This window comes from Streptomyces sp. NBC_00483 (genome assembly GCF_036013745.1).
Lineage (GTDB): Bacteria > Actinomycetota > Actinomycetes > Streptomycetales > Streptomycetaceae > Streptomyces.
Genome location: NZ_CP107880.1, coordinates 8,804,357 through 8,822,402, shown reverse-complemented (window position 1 = coordinate 8,822,402; position 18,046 = coordinate 8,804,357). Strand labels below are relative to the sequence as shown.

The following is an 18,046-nucleotide window of genomic DNA, read 5'->3' as shown; positions in this document are numbered from 1 at the left end:
GTCATCCGGGAGGGGGCGGGGGCCTCGCGTCAGCGGGCGCGCAGCGCGGTCACCGCGTCGCTGAGGCTGTGCGGGTACGCGGCGCCCGCGACCGCCGCGCCCCGCCAGCCGGGGCCGCCGAGCTGGACCACGGGTTTCTGGCGTGCGCCCTTGAGGCCCCAGCCCACGCGCAGGAGGTGCTCGGCGAGCGAGGCGCCGGCCGTGGAGCGTGTCTGGGACCAGAGCATCACCGCCGCGGGACCGGTTCGGTGCACCGCTTCGGCCAGGGCGTCGGCGGGGACGGCCGCTCCGAGCATCCGTACCGGGCGCCCCTCGATGGTGAGAGCGGCGTGCATCGCCTCAAGGGGCAGCGTGTGCTGTTCGCCGGGGGTGCAGGCCAGCAGGACGGGAGCGCCCGTGCGGCGGATCGGTCGACGGTCGAGGAAGGGGACACAGCGCAGCGCCGTGGACACATGCCAGGACAGGAAGTGCTCGACCTCGACGTAACGGTCACCCGCGGACTCCCACTTGCGGCCGACGGCGTTCAGCGTCGGCATCATGAGCTCCTCCCAGGTGGCGACGACACCGTGCTCACGCAGGAAGCCGTGGAGGCGGTCCTCGACGGTGTCGGAGTCGAGGCGCGCGGCCGCACGGGCGAGTCCGCGGCACTCGGGGCGCGCCACACCGAGGGCGAGGCCCGCGTGCTCAGCGGCCGGGTCGGTGACATCGCCGTCGCCGTCCCCAGGGTGGGGCGCGCCGTCGAGCGGGGATGGCTGCACAGGGCTCGCGCTCTTGACGAGCCGCGCGGCCTCGCCGGGCGGCACACCCTGCGCGGTCAGCCGGCACATTTCCTCCAGCATCGCGACGTCGCCCGGGTACCACCGCCGGTGGCGGCCTTCGCTCCTGCGGGCCGGTCCCAGTCCGTAGCGCCGGTCCCAGGAACGCAGCGTGGTGGGTGACACCCCGAGGCGTCGGGCCACGGTGCCGGACGTGAGGCCGGCGCCATCGGCCGCGTCGTCCGGGGCGCCCGCCCGCGCGTCGTACGCCTGCTGATCCATGTACGCACCATATCGATGCAAGAGCAGTGCACCACCGCACCGCGTCGTGTTGTCGTTTTGCCCGCGCGCCCACGCATCCAACCGGCCTGCCTGCACGGAAGAGGAGTTGCAAGCCGCCGGACAGTACCGCGCCCCGTCCCGGCCCCACGCCCGACGAAAGCGCGAGGTGCGCCATGACCACGCCACCCCGGGACCGGCATCCACCGGCCGAGGACCTCGCCCTCGTGGCGCTGAGCGAGAAGTCCTGGGCTCCCGGTTCGCGGCCGGTCGACACGTGGGGCGGAGACGAACAGGCCCTGGACGCCGTGGACACGGAACACGTCCTGGGCTGCCCTGCCTGCCTCTTGACCCTCAGCCTCATGGTGCGGGTGGTGCGGGCCGCCCGGGCGGGACCCGACCGTCCCACCGCGCCGCCGGCGTCCACATGGCAGGAGATCCGCCGCAGGCTTTGAGGCCCGACCGGCGTACCGGTTCAGCGGCCCGACCAGCCACTGAGCACATATCGATGCAACTTCGCTGCAAGTCGATGCGCGCTCTTTTCGTCAGCACAGTGGTGGCCGGCAGCCGACGGCGAAAGGACCGGGCCATGTCTGTCCTACTGACCATGACGAAGGCCGCAGCACCGGGGGCGCCCGACGAGCAGACCGACGAGCAGTCCGACGAGGAGATCGCCGTCGAACTGCTGCGCGGGAACGAGGCGGGCCTCGAAGGTGCCTACCGTCGCTGGGCGACGCTGGTGCACACCCTGGCCCACCGCTCGCTCGGCGACGCCCGCGAGGCCGAGGACGTGACCCAGCAGGTCTTCCTCGCGGCTTGGCGCGGCCGACAGAACTTCGATCCCCGGCGCGGCCGGCTCGCCGGCTGGCTCGTCGGCATCACCCGCCGCAAGGTGGCCGACGCGCTCAGCGCGCGCACCCGGCGCACCGAACTGATCGACGCCGCCGGGGCGTTGCTCGCGGTCCACCACCCGGCGCAGGAGCGCGACGTCCAGCGCGTACTCGACCAGGTCGTCGTCACCCACGCACTGGCACAGCTGCCCGCGCCGCAGCGCCGCGTCCTGGAGCTCACCTTCTACGACGACCTGACGCAGAACCAGATCGCCGAACTCACGGGATGGCCGCTGGGCACCGTCAAGAGCCACGCCCGCCGGGGGATGCTCCGCATGCGGGACCAGCTCATGGCGACGGCGGGCGCGTGAGCCGCTCCGAGACGATCACTGAGACGGTGCAGCGGCCGCGGCCGGAAACTTCACCTGCCGCGGACCGCCACACACATAGCCGCTACGACGTGCCGGACACCTTCAGACCGCGTATCCGACCGGCGTTGTCGAACGAACCGAAGCCGACGCGCCCGTCACCGGGTCGCGTGCTGACGGCCGTCATCAAGGGGTAGTGCGAACCGTCCATGTAGACGGCCGTCTCCCCCGTGTCGCCGCAGCGCATCACCCGGACCCGGTGCCAGGCCGCGTCGCTGATCGCGGGCGGAGCGCCGGTGGTGCCGTCCCACTGGTCCTCCACCCGGAGGCGGTCGGCGTCGTCCACCGTGAAGACGCCGTTGTGCGGGTAGATGGAGTTGTCCTGGGACAGATGCGCGTAGCCGAATCGGGTGTCCGACTCGTGCCCGAAGACGACGACCACGTCCCGGTTGTCGATGTCGGTCGGCGTATCGATGCGGATCTGGGCGTCGATCCGCACATTGCGGTACGTGGGGCCGGCGGTCAGCACCGCGTACTCGTAGGGGCGGCGCGGTCCGGGCCGTTCGGCGCCAGGCTCGGTCATCACCGCCTCGCCGTTCTTGAACTGCCACTTGGACGGGGTGACGGGCGCCCAGTTCTCCGCACCCATCACATCGGTGAGGGTCGTCCCGTCGGTGTCACAGCTCGCGAACTTGCGGGTTCCTGTCACCTTCCAGATTTTGCCGTCGGCCTTGGAGAGGATGTACAGCTCGCCGTCGGCGTCCTGTCCGAATCGCAGGTCGACGCGCTTGTCTCCGGTCAGCTCCTGCATGGAGACGCGCTTGCCGGACTTCGCGTCGTAGACCATCAGGCTGTGCAGCTGTGCCAGCTGCTGTTCCGTGCCCGGCTTCGCGCGCCGCATGTCGCTCTCGTCCGTGTAGAGCAGACGGCCGTCGACGATGTCACCGAAGATGTACTTGCCCTGCAGGCCGTGCAGATCGTGGCCGCGGTAGACGTAGCCGCCCGAGATGCCGCGGCCCACGTCGGACTTGCAGTCCCAGTCGGCCGGCGGGTCGTGGTCGTAGGCGGCGACCGGATAGGTGTAGCCGTACTTGGCGTCGTCGGCGGGGAGCGGGAGGATCTTGGCGCACGGGTCGGTGGCCTTCTTGTCGAAGACGAAGGCGCCCTCGCGTTCGCTCCAGCCGTAGTTGTCGCCGGACTTGACCTCGTAGACGGACTCGATGGCGTGCTCGCCGACGTGGGACAGGAACATGCGGTGGCTGCCACGCGTGTCCCAGCTGAAGCGGTGCGGGTCGCGCATGCCGATCGCGTAGATCTCGCCGAGGGTGCCCGCCTGGTTCACGAACGGGTTGGCGGAGGGGATGCCGTACTGGCCGTTCGCGCTGTCGCGGCCGCGCGGGTCGATGCGCAGGAGCTTGCCGTGCGGGAGGGCACGGTTTTGCGGGTCGCCGGTGGCGTTGCCCTTTCCTCCGTCGCCGACCGCGATGTAGAGCAGCCCGTAGTCCGCGTCGCCGGGCTTCGCGGTCGGGTTGAAGTCGATCTGCTGGATGCCGTGGACCTGGCCGTTGAAGCCGATGCGGAGCAGTTCGCGGTGGGTGCCGGAGAACGTGGGGGCGCTCGGGTCGTCGGCGGTCCACTCGGTGACGATGCCGTGGAACCCGTTTCCGCTGGGTTGGTCGAAGTCCGGCTTGGCGTCGGTCAGTTCGGGCTTCTCGGTGTGGACCGTGTAGAAGCGGCCGTTGTGCCGGAAGTCCGGGTCGAAGGTGACGTAGCCGAATCCGGTGCCCAGGCCCCGGCTGGCGTAGAAGGCGGACGAGAACTCCTTGTACAGGTCCAGATAGACGTGCTGCCCGGAGCCGTCCTTGTTGAGGGAGTACATGGAGCCGTTCTGGTCCGCGACGGCCAGCCGGCCGGAACCGCCCGGGAACGGGGTCAGGTAGTTGATCCGGTTGTAGCGGATGAGACGGTCGTCCTCGACCGGGCCCGGGCGCGGCTCGGACTTCGGGAGCTGGGCGAACTCCTCGACCTCGAGGCCGAGGCCGGAGGTGACGGGTTTGCCGGGGATGGGGTCGGTGATGGCGCTCGCCCCGGTGTCGGCGGGCGCTTCGGCCGCGCCCGCCGGTGCCGCGGCGAGTGTCGCGGCGAGCAGGGCGCCGGTGAGGAGTTGGATCAGGAGGGGTCTCTTACGTGGCCGGACGTGCGGGGCCGACGGGGACAAGGGGGCTCCCTTCGTACGCTTCGTGCGGTGTGTGCAGGAGACGGGATCGGGACGGGCGCTCAAGATCCGGGGTGCCCGCCGGTGCGGCGGTACTCGGCCCGCACCTGGCCGGCAGTGGCGGCGCGGTTCAGGAACAGCAGGTCGTCCATGCGGCAGTTGCAGGGGTTGGCCTCGCGGGTGTTCTGCGGAAAGCTTCCGCCGATCTTGATGCCGCGCGGATCGGTCGGCGAGGCGAGATCGGGTTCCGGGTCTCCGGCGAGCGCCCACGGGTCGTCGTCGCGTACGTAACTGCCCGGCAGGGCACGGCCGTTGCGGTACAGCGCCAGCTCGCCGGTGTCGAAGTCGAAGGTCGCGGCCAGGTGGACCCACTGACCGTCCGGCAGGTGCCTGCGCCAGTCGCCGTCCGCGGCGAAGGTCTGCGACGCGGAACCGTCCACGCGGCGGCCGAGGGCGACCAGCCGCAACTCGCCGTCGACGTCGATCAGTTCGAGGAGGGCGCGGACGTCGTGGCCGTTGGAGTCGCCGGTCAGGACGCCGGCGAGGCCGATGGCGTTGTAGAGGTCGGAGGGGTCGGCCGTTCCCGAATTCGGGCTCGGGTTCTGCCCGGTGGTGCGGAACCAGCCCATCACGGTGGCCTGGCGGGTCCCGTTGAAGGCGTGCATCGAGGCCGCGCCGGCCGGGTCGTACACGCCCGCCTTCCAGTCGTCGTTGCCGGCCGCGCCCGGCTGCACCTGCCGGGTCTGCAGGACGTGGCCGCGGCGCGGATCGGCGTCGTCGCGCACGCGCATCGCCGCGCCGCCGTTGACGAGCGACAAAGTGGTGCCGGACGGCCCCACGTCGCGTTCGCGCCCGGCGTCCGCGGGGTCCGGATGCTCGAAGTCGTAGCCCGCGACCAGGCTTTGGCCGAGGCCGGCCCCGGTGACCGCGGAGCGGGCGTCCGGCGTGGACGCGGCCCCGGGCGGGGTGATGAACGCGGTGGCGAGCAGGGCGACCCCGGCCGCCGTCGCGGTGGGCCACAACCCCCGCCGCAGAGGTCTGCGTCGGCGTGCCGGCACTATGGTTCCAGGCGTCATGTCCACTCCCGAGGGCAAGCGTTGAAAGCGCTTCCTGTCCAGTCGTGCCTGTGCAACGTACAAAGATCAGCCGCGGGCGACAAGGGATCTGACAACGATGTCGGAATTCCTCTCGCCGAGCCACGGCGACGTGACCACGCGGCGACGGGGCCACGCGGCGACGGCGGAGCCGGGCCGTGTGCCGCACCCAACTCGGTTGGTGGTGGCGCGAGTTGGCGTGCGGGCCGAGTGCGGGCCCCCGCCCCCTCGCCCCATGCCGTCACTTCCTGAAGGCTCAACCACCCCTTCTGTGGCCTTACTTGGACTTACCGCACCCGGCTCTCCGTGGACTTCTGCCGCATCTCTTGACGCCACATTCACCAACCTGAAGCATGCGTCGCCAAGGGAGCGCTCCCACACCCCCCATTGTTCATTTCATGAACCAGGAGAGCCGCTGTGACCCAACCTTCCCGTCCTCCGTCGCGCCGCGGTCTGCTCGCCGCGGGTGTCGCCGCCGCGGCACTGCCCGCGCTCGGCAACGCGGCGGCGTCCGCCGCCACCACGAAGAAGTCCACCAAGTCGGCGAAGCCCGCCAAGAAGCTGGCCGCCGGTGGCGACCTCGGGCCCAACGTCATCGTGTTCGATCCGTCCACGCCCGGCATCCAGGCCAAGCTCGACGAGATCTTCAAGCAGCAGGAGACCGCTCAGTTCGGCACCGGCCGCTACGCCCTGCTGTTCAAGCCCGGCACCTACAACGGGCTCAACGCCCAACTCGGCTTCTACACCTCGATCTCAGGCCTCGGCCTGTCCCCCGACGACACCACCATCAACGGCGACGTCACCGTCGACGCGGGCTGGTTCGACGGCAACGCCACGCAGAACTTCTGGCGCAGCGCCGAGAACCTGGCGCTCGTGCCGGTGAACGGGACCAACCGGTGGGCGGTCGCCCAGGCCGCCCCGTTCCGCCGGATGCACGTCCGCGGTGGCCTCAACCTCTCGCCGGACGGCTACGGCTGGGCCAGCGGCGGCTACATAGCCGACAGCCGCATCGACGGCACCGTCGGCCCGTACTCGCAGCAGCAGTGGTACACCCGCGACTCCTCGGTGGGCGGATGGCAGAACGCCGTCTGGAACATGGTGTTCTCCGGCGTCGAGGGCGCACCCGCGCAGAGCTTCCCCGACCCGCCGTACACCACGCTCGACACCACCCCGGTCTCCCGCGAGAAGCCGTTCCTGTACCTGGACGGCGCGGACTACAAGGTGTTCCTGCCGGAGAAGCGCACGAACGCCCGCGGCACGACCTGGGGCAACGGCACCCCGCGCGGCACATCACTCCCGCTGAGCCAGTTCTACGTCGCTCAGCCCGGCGCCAGCGCGAGCACCCTCAACGCCGCCCTCGACCAGGGCCTCAACCTCCTTCTCACGCCCGGCATTTACCACCTCGACGCCCCGATCCAGGTGAACCGTGCGGGCACCGTCGTCCTCGGCCTCGGCTACGCCACACTCATCCCCGACGGCGGGGCGACGGCCGTGAAGGTGGCCGACGTAAACGGGGTGCGTCTTGCCGGGTTCCTGGTGGACGCCGGCACCGTCAACTCCTCCACCCTGGTGGAGATCGGCCCGAAGGGAGCGTCCGCCGACCACTCCGCGGACCCGATCACCGTGCAGGACGTGTTCGTACGGATCGGTGGTGCAGGCGCGGGCAAGGCCACCACCAGCCTGGTCGTCAACGCCCGGCACACCATCGTCGACCACACCTGGATCTGGCGCGCCGACCACGGCGACGGCGTCGGCTGGGACACCAACCGCGCCGACTACGGACTCGTCGTCAACGGCGACGACGTCCTGGCCACGGGCCTGTTCGTGGAGCACTTCAACAAGTACGACGTGCAGTGGTTCGGGCAGGGCGGCCGCACCATCTTCTTCCAGAACGAGAAGGCCTACGACGCCCCCAATCAGGCCGCGATCCAGGACGGCACCACCAAGGGCTTCGCCGCCTACAAGGTGGACAACTCCGTGACGAGTCACGAGGGTTGGGGCCTGGGCTCGTACTGCTTCTTCAACGTCGACCCGACGATCCGCCAGGACCGCGGCTTCACCGCGCCGAACACACCTGGCGTGAAGTTCCACGACCTGCTCGTGGTGTCACTGGGCGGCAAGGGCCAGTACGAACACGTCATCAACGACACCGGATCCGCCACCTCGGGCGACACCACGGTGCCGTCGACGGTGACGTCCTACCCGTAGGCACGCAAAGCCGTTTCCGGCTTCCGTCCCTGCACAGGGCTCCGCTCCGTGGATCGAGGAGCGGAGCCCCCTTGCAGGCGCGGAGGAGACGATCTAGCGTCATGCCCGCCCTATGACAACGATGTCCACGAGCGGGACCACAGCGGGAGTGGCATGCAATCAGCGCGATACGCACCAACCCGGAACAGATCGACGGCACAGCGCCTGAGGGGCCGACTGGGGGCCGCCGCACTCTGCCTGGCTCTCGCCGCCGCGGGTACTGCCGCCGCGACGCCAGTGAGCGCGAGCACCGCCACGCAGCCGTCGGCGGCGGCGTCGTCCGACGCGCCGCCTGGAGCGGGGGCCGATCTGACGAAGCTGGTCAATCCGTTCATCGGGACCGAGAACGAGGGGCTGACCTTCCCTGCCGCGGGCGCGCCGTTCGGCCTGGTTCAGCAGAGTCCGTTGATGAAGACGGCCGGTGGCACGGGGTGCGACAAGGAGTCCTCCGACACGGTCGTCGGGTTCAGTCAGACGACGATCAACGGGTGCCGGTTCAACTACCTGCCGATGATGCCCACGACCGGCGAGGTGAGTTCGACCGATCCGGCGCAGTACGCGTCGACCTTCAGTCATGAGAACGAGACGACGGGGCCCGACTACTACGAGACGAAGCTCGACAAGTACGGCGTGACCGCCGGCCTGACGGCGACCGACCGGACCGGGTGGCAGCAGTACAAGTTCCCGCGGACGCGTCAGGCGAACGTGATGTTCAACGCCGGTGCCGGCGTGAGCAATTCAGAGATCCACGTCGTCGGCGACCGGACGATCGAGGGATGGGTCGAGGACTCCAAGAAGACCTACTTCGTCGCCGAGCTCAGCCGCCCGTTCGCTTCGTACGGCACGTGGAAGGGCGACGACCGGAGCCCGGGGTCCCGCACTTCGGCCGCCAAGGGCTCCAACGGTGCGTGGGCGACGTTCGACACGACGAAGAACGACGATCCCGTGGTCGCGAAGGTGGGGCTCTCCTTCACCGGACCCGCCGGCGCCCACAAGAACCTCGCGGCGGAGACGGGGAAGTTCGGCTTCGACTTCGACGCCGTGCACAAGGCGTTGAACGCGAAGTGGAACACCATGCTGCACAAGGCTGCGATCGGTGGCGGCTCGCACGACCAACAGGTCGCGTACTACACGGCGTTGTACCACTCCATGCTCGACCCGAACCTCATCGGTGACGTCGACGGCCGCTACGTCGGAGCCGACAAGAAGATCCACACCGCCGACGACTACACCCCCTACAGCAACCTCTCGCTGTGGGACACGTACCGGACGCAGAACAAGCTCCTCGAGATGCTCGTCCCCAAGGTCGCACGTGACGTCGACAAGTCGATCCTCGCGATCGCACGGGAGGGCGGCGCGCTGCCGCGCTGGTACCTGGAGGACGAGGAAGGCAACATCATGACCGGCGACCCGGTCACGCCGTTCCTCGTCGAGGGCTGGTCAAAGGGGCTGCTCACTGGAGCGGACGCCCAAGAGGCGTACAAGTACCTCCGGGCGAACGCGACCGAGGTGCCACCCGCCGACGTCCGTGAGAACGGCCGTGCCGGCGCCGCGTATTACGCGGAACGCGGCTACATCCCCTACGGCCTCAACGTAAAGTCCACCGCCGACTGCGGCAGGGACACGAGCGGCAACTGCTGCCCGACCAAGTCGAACGACAACGACTGCTACTACGGCACGTCGGCGACGTTGGAGTACGCGGCGGCCGACGCGTCATTGGCGCTGATGGCGAAGGGTCTCGGCCACGCCGACGACGCCAAGATGTTCGCCAAGCGCGGGCAGGCGTACAAGAACGTCTTCGACAAGCAGACCAGCCAGTTCCGACCGCGCACCGCGGCCGACGGCACCTGGCTGACCCCGTACGACCCGGTCACCAGCAACCACGCGTTCCACGAGCAGAACGCGAGCCAGTACCAGTGGTCGGTGCCTCAGGACCCGGCCGGGCTCATCAGCATGCTGGGCGGCAAGGACGCGACGAACAGCCGTCTGAACGACTTCTTCGCCTACGACGACCTCCTCACCGACCCGGCGGGGACCGCCCGCAAGACCTGGGTCAGCGACCCGTACAACTACTACGGCTCCACGCACTACAACCCGAACAACGAGCCGAACATGATCGCGCCGTACCTCTACGCGTGGACCGGGCAGCCCGGCCGCACCGCGACCGTGATCAGGGCGCAGGAAACCCTGTTCACGAACACCGCCGGCGGCATCCCCGGCAATGACGACATGGGTGAGATGTCTGCCTGGTACGTGATGTCGTCGCTGGGCCTCTACCCCACGACCAGCGGCGGCAACTTCGACGTCATCACCACTCCGCAGTTCCCGAACGCCCGGGTGCGGATCGGTGACTACGGGAAGACGCAGGGCGGGACGCTGACGATCTCGGCGCCCGGCACCAGCATGGCCAATCGTTACATCGCCTCCGCGACGGTGAACGGCAAGGCCTGGGACAAGGCGTGGGTCGACCAGGCCGACATCGCACACGGCGGACACATCGACTACGCCCTGAGCACCAAGCCCACCGCATGGGCGACGGACAAGAAGAACGCCCCGCCGTCGATCAACACGACGCCGAATACGCAGCACCAGCTCAGCGCCGACGTCGGGCCGGACCAGGTCGCCATCGACCCCACGGCAGACCACGCATCGCGGCAGCAGGTCGACCTGACACTGCTGGCCACATCTCCGGACACCGCGCGGGTCGCCGTGACCGCGAAGGCGCCGAAGGGCTGGTCGGTGTCCCCGTCGAACACGACGGCGAAGGCCGACTCGAACGGGCTCCCCACCCAGATGAACAAGCGTCTGCGGATCACCGCCCCGGCCGGAACCAAGGCAGGCACCTACAAGGTGCCGGTCACCGCCGAACTCCCCGGAGCCGCACCGGTCAAGAAGACTGTCACCGTCGTTGTCCAGAAGGCTGGTGCGAACTGCACCATCAAGACGGACTCTTCGTGCGCCGTCGACCTGAACTCCGCCTACAACAACGACGGCGTCGCCACGCTCGCCGCGCCGGGCGAGGGCGACTTCGACGGCACGGGTACGAGCTTCGCCGCCGACCAACTGCCCGCACCGGGCCCGGTCACCTTCGGCGGGGTGACCTACCAGGCGCCCAAGACCTCCGGCACCAGCAAGAACTTCGTCAAGTCCACCGGCCAGGCAATCGCCCTCCCCACCGGCAACTACGACAGCCTCCACATCGTGGGCGCATCCGACAACGGCAGCACCGGCGCCGCGTCGGCCACCGCCGTCGTCACGTACACCGACGGCAGCACCGCGACGGTTCCGCTCAAGCTCACCGGCTGGGCGAACAAGGCTCCGGACTTCGGCAACGACGTCGCGCTGACGACCGCGTACCAGCTCAAGGCCGGAACCGGGAAGACCACCACCAAGGCCTCCCTCTACGAGACGACCGTCCCGCTGGAGCCCGGGAAGCAGGTCCGGTCCCTCTCCCTGGCGACACCGTCCGTACCGGCATGGGTGGCCCCCGGGTCCGGAGGCCTCGACTGGCAGCGCAACAGCGAACTCGGGATCTATGCGATGACGCTGAAGCACTGACGTCCGCAATCGCCCCTGTCACGGGAGGCCCGGTGCTGCACACCAGCACCGGGCCTCCCGCCGATCGCTGCCTTGCCAGCCCTGCTGCCCTACCCGTCTTCGACCGCCCTGCCCAGGTACGGCCCCAGCCCCCGCTGAGCGACGCGCAGCACCTGATCCTGGGCCAGCTCATCGGCCCGCTCGATCACGACCAGCTCCCAGCCCCGTCGGCCGACCGCGTCAAGGGTGACCGCACGCTCCCGCCGCAGGTACGTCACTGCCGACGCGACGTCGGTCACGGGAGGGCTCACCTCGTACCGGGCGAGCTTTTCGACGTACCAGTCCAGCCACTGCGCCCCTTCCCTTCGCGCGGCCCGGGACAGGGCGGCCTCGGCGTTCCCATCGAGATACGCCATGAGGGGGCGAACCGGCGCGAGTACCTCCGTGAGGGCAATCATGAAGGCGTCGATCGTCTCTTCGTCGTGCCTCATGGCCAGCAGAGTCGGCACGAACGGCACCAGTGCGTCCGCGACCACCACGTCGTCGTTGCTCGCCAGTACCGAATCAACGAACTGCCTGGTTGCCGCGATCAACGTCCCCAGCTCGACCGTGCCCGCCGCCTTGAACTCCTCGGCCACCGTGGCGAACTGAGGCCGGGTCAGGATCTCCTCCTCGCGGAAGTGATCCACCCGCAGCCCCGAATCGGCCAGCCACTGGGCCAGTCCGGCACACAGCGTCGACTTGCCCACGCCGGGGGACGCTCCGCACACGGTGATCAGAACTGTCATGGTCGGCGAGCCTAGGTTCGTCAACCGTCACTGCCAACCCTGCCCTCTCCCATCCCTCGTTCCGGAATCCCTGTGCACGGGCGTTGACAGGTGAATCCTGCGCCTCCCAGAGTGAGGACCGCACGAAGCAAATCGATTTGCACCCTAGGGTCGAAGAAGGTGACGTGATGTCACGCAGATTCGAGCGCCCCAGTATCGGGAGCGTGGCCGCGGCCGCCGGCGTCAGCCGTACGACGGTCTCTCACGCTCTGAGCGGCAAGCGCAGTGTGTCCGCCGAAACGCGACGACGGATCATGGAGGCCGTCGAGGAGCAGAACTACCGCCCCAACATGGTCGCCAAAAGCCTCCGCAGTCAGCGGACCCATTCGGTGGCGCTCCTGCTCGTCGACATCGCCAACCCGTACTACCCGGCCGTGGCCCGCGCCGTGCACGACGTGCTCGCGGCCGAGGGCTACGTCTCGTTCATCGGCAACACCGACGGCGACGCCCGGACCGAGCGGATGCTGCTGGAGGAGATGGTGGCCCGCGGGGTCGACGGCGTCGTCATGCAACCCATGGCGCTCTCCGCCGCTGAAGTGCGTCGGATCGCGGGCCCGACGATGCCGCTCGTCATCACCACGGCCCACCCCGGCGAGGTGCCCGCCGACTCGGTGCTGACCGACGACTTCCAGGGCCTGAGCGAAGTCGTCGACCACCTGACGCGGCAAGGCATACGCGACCTCGGATTCATCGCAGGACCCCGGGACACCGCCACCGGATCGATGCGACTGGCCACCTACCGGGCCGTCGCCGCCGCCGCGGGCACGGAGGTGCCGGAGCACTGGATCGAGTACGCGCCGTTCGGGCGTGAGGGAGGTGCGGCCGCGGCCGCACGGCTGCTGGCCCGAGCCGATCCTCCCCGCGCGATCCTGTGCGCCAACGACCTGATCGCGATCGGTGCGATGCAGTCCGTCCGTGAGGCGGGTCTACGGGTTCCCGAGGACGTCGCGATCGTCGGATTCGACGACATCGAGACGGCGCAACTCGTCACACCGCGGCTCACCACGGTCGTCAACCCGGCCTCGGCGATCGGTGACACCTGTGCGCGCACCATCCTGTGGCGGGTGGAGAACGGCCCCGACGCCCCGTACCGGCGGGTCGTCCTCCCCACCAACCTGGTCGTCCGGCAGTCGGCCTGAGCCACCCCGGTCCAGCAGTCGCAGTACGCCCTAGTCGAGCGCAAATCGATTTGCGGCACCAGACAAATGACAAGGACGCGAACCTCCATGACCCAGACCCCCGCGCGCCCCTTCGTAGAGCTCGACGACCGCTACCGCCACTCCACCGCTGATGCCTGCCTGCCGCAGGACCTCCTCTCGGACGAGGTCGCCCAGCGTCGCGAGACCGGGTACGACGTCGACGACGTGGTGCGCGCCGCCAACGCCACCGATCCCGAGGACCGTGCCGCCCTGCTCTCCCTGGTCGACGGGATGCGCGACAGCGCTCGCCTGCCGGGATGGGAGTACGAGGAGCCGGAGACGCTCGACGACATCCGTGCCTCCGTTGCGCCTGCTTCGGCTGTCGCCCACGACCGGGTCGTTCACGCCGACAAGGTGCACGCGGCGTGGCTGGGACGCATAGCCGGCTGCAATCTCGGCAAGCCGGTCGAGGCCGGCGACCACTGGACACCGCAACGCATCCGGGACTACCTCGAACTCACCCACTCCTACCCGCTCACCGACTACTTCGTGGCCCTCGACCCCATGCCGGAGGGCTTCGAATTCCGGGACAACTGGCCCGAGACCACGCGCGGGCACGTGAACGGCTCGGCGCGCGACGACGACATCGACTACACCGTCCTCGGCCTGCACCTGTTGGAGACCCACGGCCGCCGCCTGCGGCCCGAGCACGTGGGCAAGGCCTGGGTCGAGCTGTTCCCGCTGCGCCAGATCTTCACTGCCGAGCGGGCTGCGTACGTCAACCTCAGCAACGGGCTGCGCGTTCCGCAGGTCGCCCGGTTCCGGAACCCGTACCGCGAGTGGATCGGCGCGCAGATCCGTGGCGACGTCTTCGGCTACGTCAACCCCGGCGACCCGTGGGCGGCTGCCGAACTCGCCTATCAGGACGCCTCGTTGTCCCACACCGCCAACGGAGTCTACGGGGAGATGTGGGCCGCGGCCCTCGTCGCGAGCGCCTTCACCGCGTCCGGCGCAGCCGAGGCCGTCGACGCATCGCTCACCGTCGTACCGCCCTGCTCCCGACTGCACGAGGCGATCAGCCACGTCATCCGGCTACGCGCAGAGGAAGCGACCTGGGAGTCGGCGCTGGCCGAGATCCACTCCGCGTACGGCCGCTACTCGTGGGTGCACACCATCAACAACGCCGCCGCCGTCACGGCCGCCCTGCTGTGGTCCGAGGGCGACTTCACGAACGCCGTCGGGAAGGTCGTCATGAGTGGCTGGGACACCGACTCCAACGGCGCGACCGTCGGCTCGGTCGCCGGTGTACTCGCCGGCACCGCGGCCCTCCCGGCGCACCTGATCGAGCCGCTGCACAACCGCACCCGCTCGGCCCTCTTCGGCTTCGACAACTCCGTCATCTCCGATCTGTCCGCCCGCACCGTGCACTTCGCCCAGACCGGCTGACGATCTCCGGTCCGCAGGGCGGGCCTCGTGACAGCGAACCCTCAATCAATGGAGATGAGGATGTCCACGATCACTCGCCGCCAACTCCTGGGCGCCGGCGGCACCCTGGGAGTCACCGCGCTCCTGAGCGCGTGCGGGGCAGCGGACCCCGGCGGATCCGAGCACGCGATCACCATCTGGAACAACCTGTCCAACGCTCAGCAGAACGACTATTTCCGCAGACAGTTCGCCGAGCGATACCGGGGCAGGTACCCGGTCCGGTTCAGCCCGAAGGCGAGCAGCACGATCGACCGTCTGATCCAGACCGCTCTGGCCGCCGGATCGGGCCCGTCCATCATCGTCACTCCTGGCCCCTCCAGTTTTGTCTCCTCGTACTGGTCCGCCGGGTATCTCGCCGATCTCGGCCCCTACCTGAGCCACTACGGCTGGGCGGAGAATTTCGCGCCCTGGGCACTGGCCGCCTCGAAGGTCGAGGGCAAGCTCGTCACGCTGCCCAGCTCGTACGAGACCATGGCCTTCTACTCGAACCCGGCCACGCTCGAGGGACTTCGTCTGGCCGCTCCCACCACACGTGAGGAGTTCGAGGACTTCTGCGCGGAGGCGAAGGGCAAGGGACACGTCCCGATCGCCGCGGGCAAGGCCGACTACAAAGGCACCAACGAGTGGTTCGTCGGCCTGGCACTCAATCACGGTGCGGGACCCGAGGCGGTGTACTCCGCGCTGACGGGTGAGACGAAGTGGACGGACCCGGTGTTCGTCGACGCGATCGACCGGATGGCCACGTACTTCAAGAAGGGGTGGTTCGGCGGGGGCGTCGATCTGTACTTCACGAACAACTCCCCCACGGTCTACCAGCAGTTGGCATCGGGAAAGGCCGCAGGGATGTTCTCGGGCAGCTGGGAGTTCGCCAATCTGGGCGCCTACTTCGGCAAGGCGGCGCACAACGACGCCACCTGGGACTGGACCACCGTCCCCTCGCTGGGAGACGGCGTGCCGCCGGTCGTCTGGGACCTGGCGATCGGCCAGTCCGTCGGCATCAACACGAACTTCCAGGACACCGCCGCTGCCGCCGACTACCTCAACTTCTTCACGACCGACCTCAAGACGATCATCGCGAGCATCGAGCAGATGAACTTCGCGCCGCCGCCCATCCGCATCGAATCCTCCGACTTCTCCGCACGGGCGGACCGGCGGATCGTGCAGCTGTACTCCCAGTTGTCCGCCGCGAAGTCGATCGGCTACACCACCTGGACGTTCTTCCCGCAGCAGACCGAGACGTACATGATCGACTACTTCGAGAACGTCATCGCAGGTCAGATGAGCGCGAAGGCGTACTGCGAAGGCATCGCGTCCCGCTTCTCCCGGGAGCGGTCCCTGGGGCGCGTGCCCGCCGCCCCGAAGCCGGGCGGAGGGCTGTCATGACGATGCCCGACACCACACGCCCGCCGGGAGCACGACCGGACCACGTCACCGACCGACGGCAGTCGACCGCTCCGGTGACACCATCTCGCGGCATCCGCGCCCGACTTCGAGACCGCAGGGTCTCCGGCTGGCTGTTCCTGCTGCCGCTGATCGGGTTCAACCTGTTCGTCGTCCTCATCCCGAGCGCGTTCTCCGTCTGGTACTCCTTCACCGACTGGACCGGGATCAGCAGCAAGGCCCACTTCATCGGCCTGGACAACTACACCAGCCTGTTCCGCGACCCGGAATTCGTCCAGGGCCTGTGGCACAACATCCTCTGGACGCTCTTCTTCCTGATCGTCCCCATGGCCATGGGACTCTTCGGCGCGTACGCCCTCTCCCGCATCACGCGTTTCCGCCTGCTGTTCCGCACGCTGTACTTCATCCCGTACATCGTCGCCAGCGTCGTGAACGCCTCCATCTGGAGGAGCATCCTCGACCCGCAGAACGGCCTGGGGAACCTGCTGAACATCAACCCCCTCGGAGACCCTCAACTGGCCCTGTGGTCGGTGGAGTTCGTGAACAACTGGGCCTGGTGGGGGTTCCTGGTCGTCGTGTTCCTCGCCGCCATGCAGGGCGTGGACCCGAGCCTCTACGAGGCGGCCACCATGGACGGCGCCGGGGTGACGCGGCAGTTCTTCTCGGTGACCCTGCCCGCCATCCGGCCGACCTTCGCCTTCCTCGGCCTCATGACGGTCATCTGGTCGTTCCTCGCCTTCGACTACGTCTACATCCTCACCCAGGGCGGCCCGGCCGGCTCGACCGACCTGCTCTCGACCGTGGCCTACCGCAACGCCTTCTCCAACCTGCAAGGCGGCTATGCCTCGGCCATGGGCATCGTCATGGCGCTCATCAGCGGACTGGTGATCACGGTCTACCTCGTCGTCCGGAAGACCAGGAAGTGGGAGACATGAGCCTCACGGCCCCCTCGCGCACGCCCGCAGCCAGAAACGCGCCGGACGGCCACACAACCTCGGCGCGGGCCCGTCGCCGCAGCCTCCCCGTGGGCCGCACCGCCGTCTACGTCGTACTCACCGCGCTGGCGATCTTCGCCATCGGCCCCATCGTTCTGTTCTTCTTCAACTCCCTCAAGACGAACAGTCAGTACGCGGCCGACTCGCTCGGACTGCCGACGAGCTGGACGTGGAGCAACTTCACCACCGCATGGACCCAGGCGAACATGGGCGCCGGCCTGTGGAACTCGGCCGTCATCGTGGTCGGCACCGTCGTGCTCACATGTGTCGTCGCGAGCCTGGCCGCCTACGCACTGGCACGGCTCCACGTGCACGGGGCGTCGGGGTTCATGACGTATCTGCTCGTCGCGACCTCGCTGCCCTCCCAGATGTTCCTGGTCCCGCTGTTCTACATGTGGGCCAGGGCCGGACTGTACGACTCGCGCTTCGGCCTTGTCCTCATCTACTGCGGCATGTTCTCCCCCTTCGCCACCCTTCTGTTGCGCTCCTTCATGCTCGGCTTCCCGCGTGAGATGGAGGAGGCCGCTCGGGTGGACGGAGCCGGGGAGCTGCGGGTCTTCGTGAAGATCGTCATCCCGAACATGCTGCCCGGGATCCTGACCGTGGCGCTCACCACAGGACTGTCGGCCTACAACGAGTTCCTGTTCGCCGTGACGATGATCCAGTCCGACGCGAAGATGCCGCTGTCGACGACGTTCTTCACGTTCCAGCAGGGCTTCACCCAGAACTTCACGCTGATCAGCGCGGCCGGATTCATCATGATCGCACCCATGCTGGTGCTGTTCCTCGCCCTGCAGCGCAGGTTCATCAACGGCCTGGCCAACTCCGGCATGGGCGGAATGTGATGCGAGGGCGGCCGTGACGGCCCGCGGCT

General features: G+C 68.7%; 13 protein-coding genes. 9 read left to right on the top strand and 4 right to left on the bottom strand.

Annotated features, from left to right (window positions below):
* Positions 1–29: 29 nt before the first annotated feature.
* Positions 30–1,037, bottom strand: a complete 1,008-nt coding sequence (locus OHA73_RS39435; RefSeq protein WP_327657569.1) for a MerR family transcriptional regulator — start codon at positions 1,035–1,037, stop codon at positions 30–32.
* A 173-nt stretch (positions 1,038–1,210) separates the two neighbouring features.
* Here OHA73_RS39435 and OHA73_RS39430 point away from each other — a divergent pair, with 173 nt between their 5' ends.
* Together OHA73_RS39430 and OHA73_RS39425 are read left to right on the top strand one after the other, a co-directional pair.
* A complete protein-coding gene (locus OHA73_RS39430; protein WP_327657568.1) occupies positions 1,211–1,489 on the top strand; it encodes a hypothetical protein in 279 nt (92 codons plus the stop codon).
* A gap of 134 nt (positions 1,490–1,623) precedes the next feature.
* On the top strand, positions 1,624–2,235 hold the full coding sequence (locus tag OHA73_RS39425; RefSeq protein WP_327657567.1) for a sigma-70 family RNA polymerase sigma factor: 612 nt from the start codon (positions 1,624–1,626) through the stop codon (positions 2,233–2,235).
* Positions 2,236–2,317: 82 nt separating this feature from the next.
* Here OHA73_RS39425 and OHA73_RS39420 read toward each other — a convergent pair whose 3' ends face one another.
* Positions 2,318–4,450 carry a PQQ-dependent sugar dehydrogenase gene (locus tag OHA73_RS39420; RefSeq protein WP_327657566.1) on the bottom strand — a complete coding sequence of 711 codons (2,133 nt, stop codon included), beginning with the start codon at positions 4,448–4,450 and terminating at the stop codon, positions 2,318–2,320.
* A gap of 59 nt (positions 4,451–4,509) precedes the next feature.
* The gene (locus OHA73_RS39415; protein ID WP_327657565.1) at positions 4,510–5,523 is read right to left on the bottom strand and encodes a LamG-like jellyroll fold domain-containing protein; all 1,014 of its coding nucleotides are present in this window, start codon (positions 5,521–5,523) and stop codon (positions 4,510–4,512) included.
* Between the two features lie 435 nt (positions 5,524–5,958).
* Here OHA73_RS39415 and OHA73_RS39410 point away from each other — a divergent pair, with 435 nt between their 5' ends.
* Positions 5,959–7,749, top strand: a complete 1,791-nt coding sequence (locus tag OHA73_RS39410; RefSeq protein WP_327657564.1) for a coagulation factor 5/8 type domain-containing protein — start codon at positions 5,959–5,961, stop codon at positions 7,747–7,749.
* A 276-nt stretch (positions 7,750–8,025) separates the two neighbouring features.
* Positions 8,026–11,346, top strand: a complete 3,321-nt coding sequence (locus OHA73_RS39405; RefSeq protein ID WP_327657563.1) for a GH92 family glycosyl hydrolase — start codon at positions 8,026–8,028, stop codon at positions 11,344–11,346.
* Between the two features lie 89 nt (positions 11,347–11,435).
* Here OHA73_RS39405 and OHA73_RS39400 read toward each other — a convergent pair whose 3' ends face one another.
* Positions 11,436–12,113: a hypothetical protein gene (locus OHA73_RS39400; RefSeq protein WP_327657562.1), complete on the bottom strand. Its 678-nt coding sequence runs from the start codon at positions 12,111–12,113 to the stop codon at positions 11,436–11,438.
* Positions 12,114–12,280: 167 nt separating this feature from the next.
* Here OHA73_RS39400 and OHA73_RS39395 point away from each other — a divergent pair, with 167 nt between their 5' ends.
* From OHA73_RS39395 to OHA73_RS39375, 5 genes are all read left to right on the top strand, one after another.
* Positions 12,281–13,291, top strand: coding sequence for a LacI family DNA-binding transcriptional regulator (locus tag OHA73_RS39395; protein WP_327657561.1), 1,011 nt, complete (start codon positions 12,281–12,283; stop codon positions 13,289–13,291).
* Between the two features lie 87 nt (positions 13,292–13,378).
* Positions 13,379–14,737, top strand: a complete 1,359-nt coding sequence (locus OHA73_RS39390) for an ADP-ribosylglycohydrolase family protein (protein ID WP_327657560.1) — start codon at positions 13,379–13,381, stop codon at positions 14,735–14,737.
* Between the two features lie 60 nt (positions 14,738–14,797).
* On the top strand, positions 14,798–16,159 hold the full coding sequence (locus OHA73_RS39385; RefSeq protein ID WP_327657559.1) for an ABC transporter substrate-binding protein: 1,362 nt from the start codon (positions 14,798–14,800) through the stop codon (positions 16,157–16,159).
* Positions 16,156–17,112, top strand: coding sequence for a carbohydrate ABC transporter permease (locus OHA73_RS39380; protein ID WP_327657558.1), 957 nt, complete (start codon positions 16,156–16,158; stop codon positions 17,110–17,112). Before OHA73_RS39385 ends, OHA73_RS39380 begins: the two co-directional genes overlap by 4 nt.
* Complete coding sequence (locus OHA73_RS39375; protein WP_327657557.1) at positions 17,109–18,017, top strand: carbohydrate ABC transporter permease; 909 nt, start codon at positions 17,109–17,111, stop codon at positions 18,015–18,017. Before OHA73_RS39380 ends, OHA73_RS39375 begins: the two co-directional genes overlap by 4 nt.
* Positions 18,018–18,046: the final 29 nt, after the last annotated feature.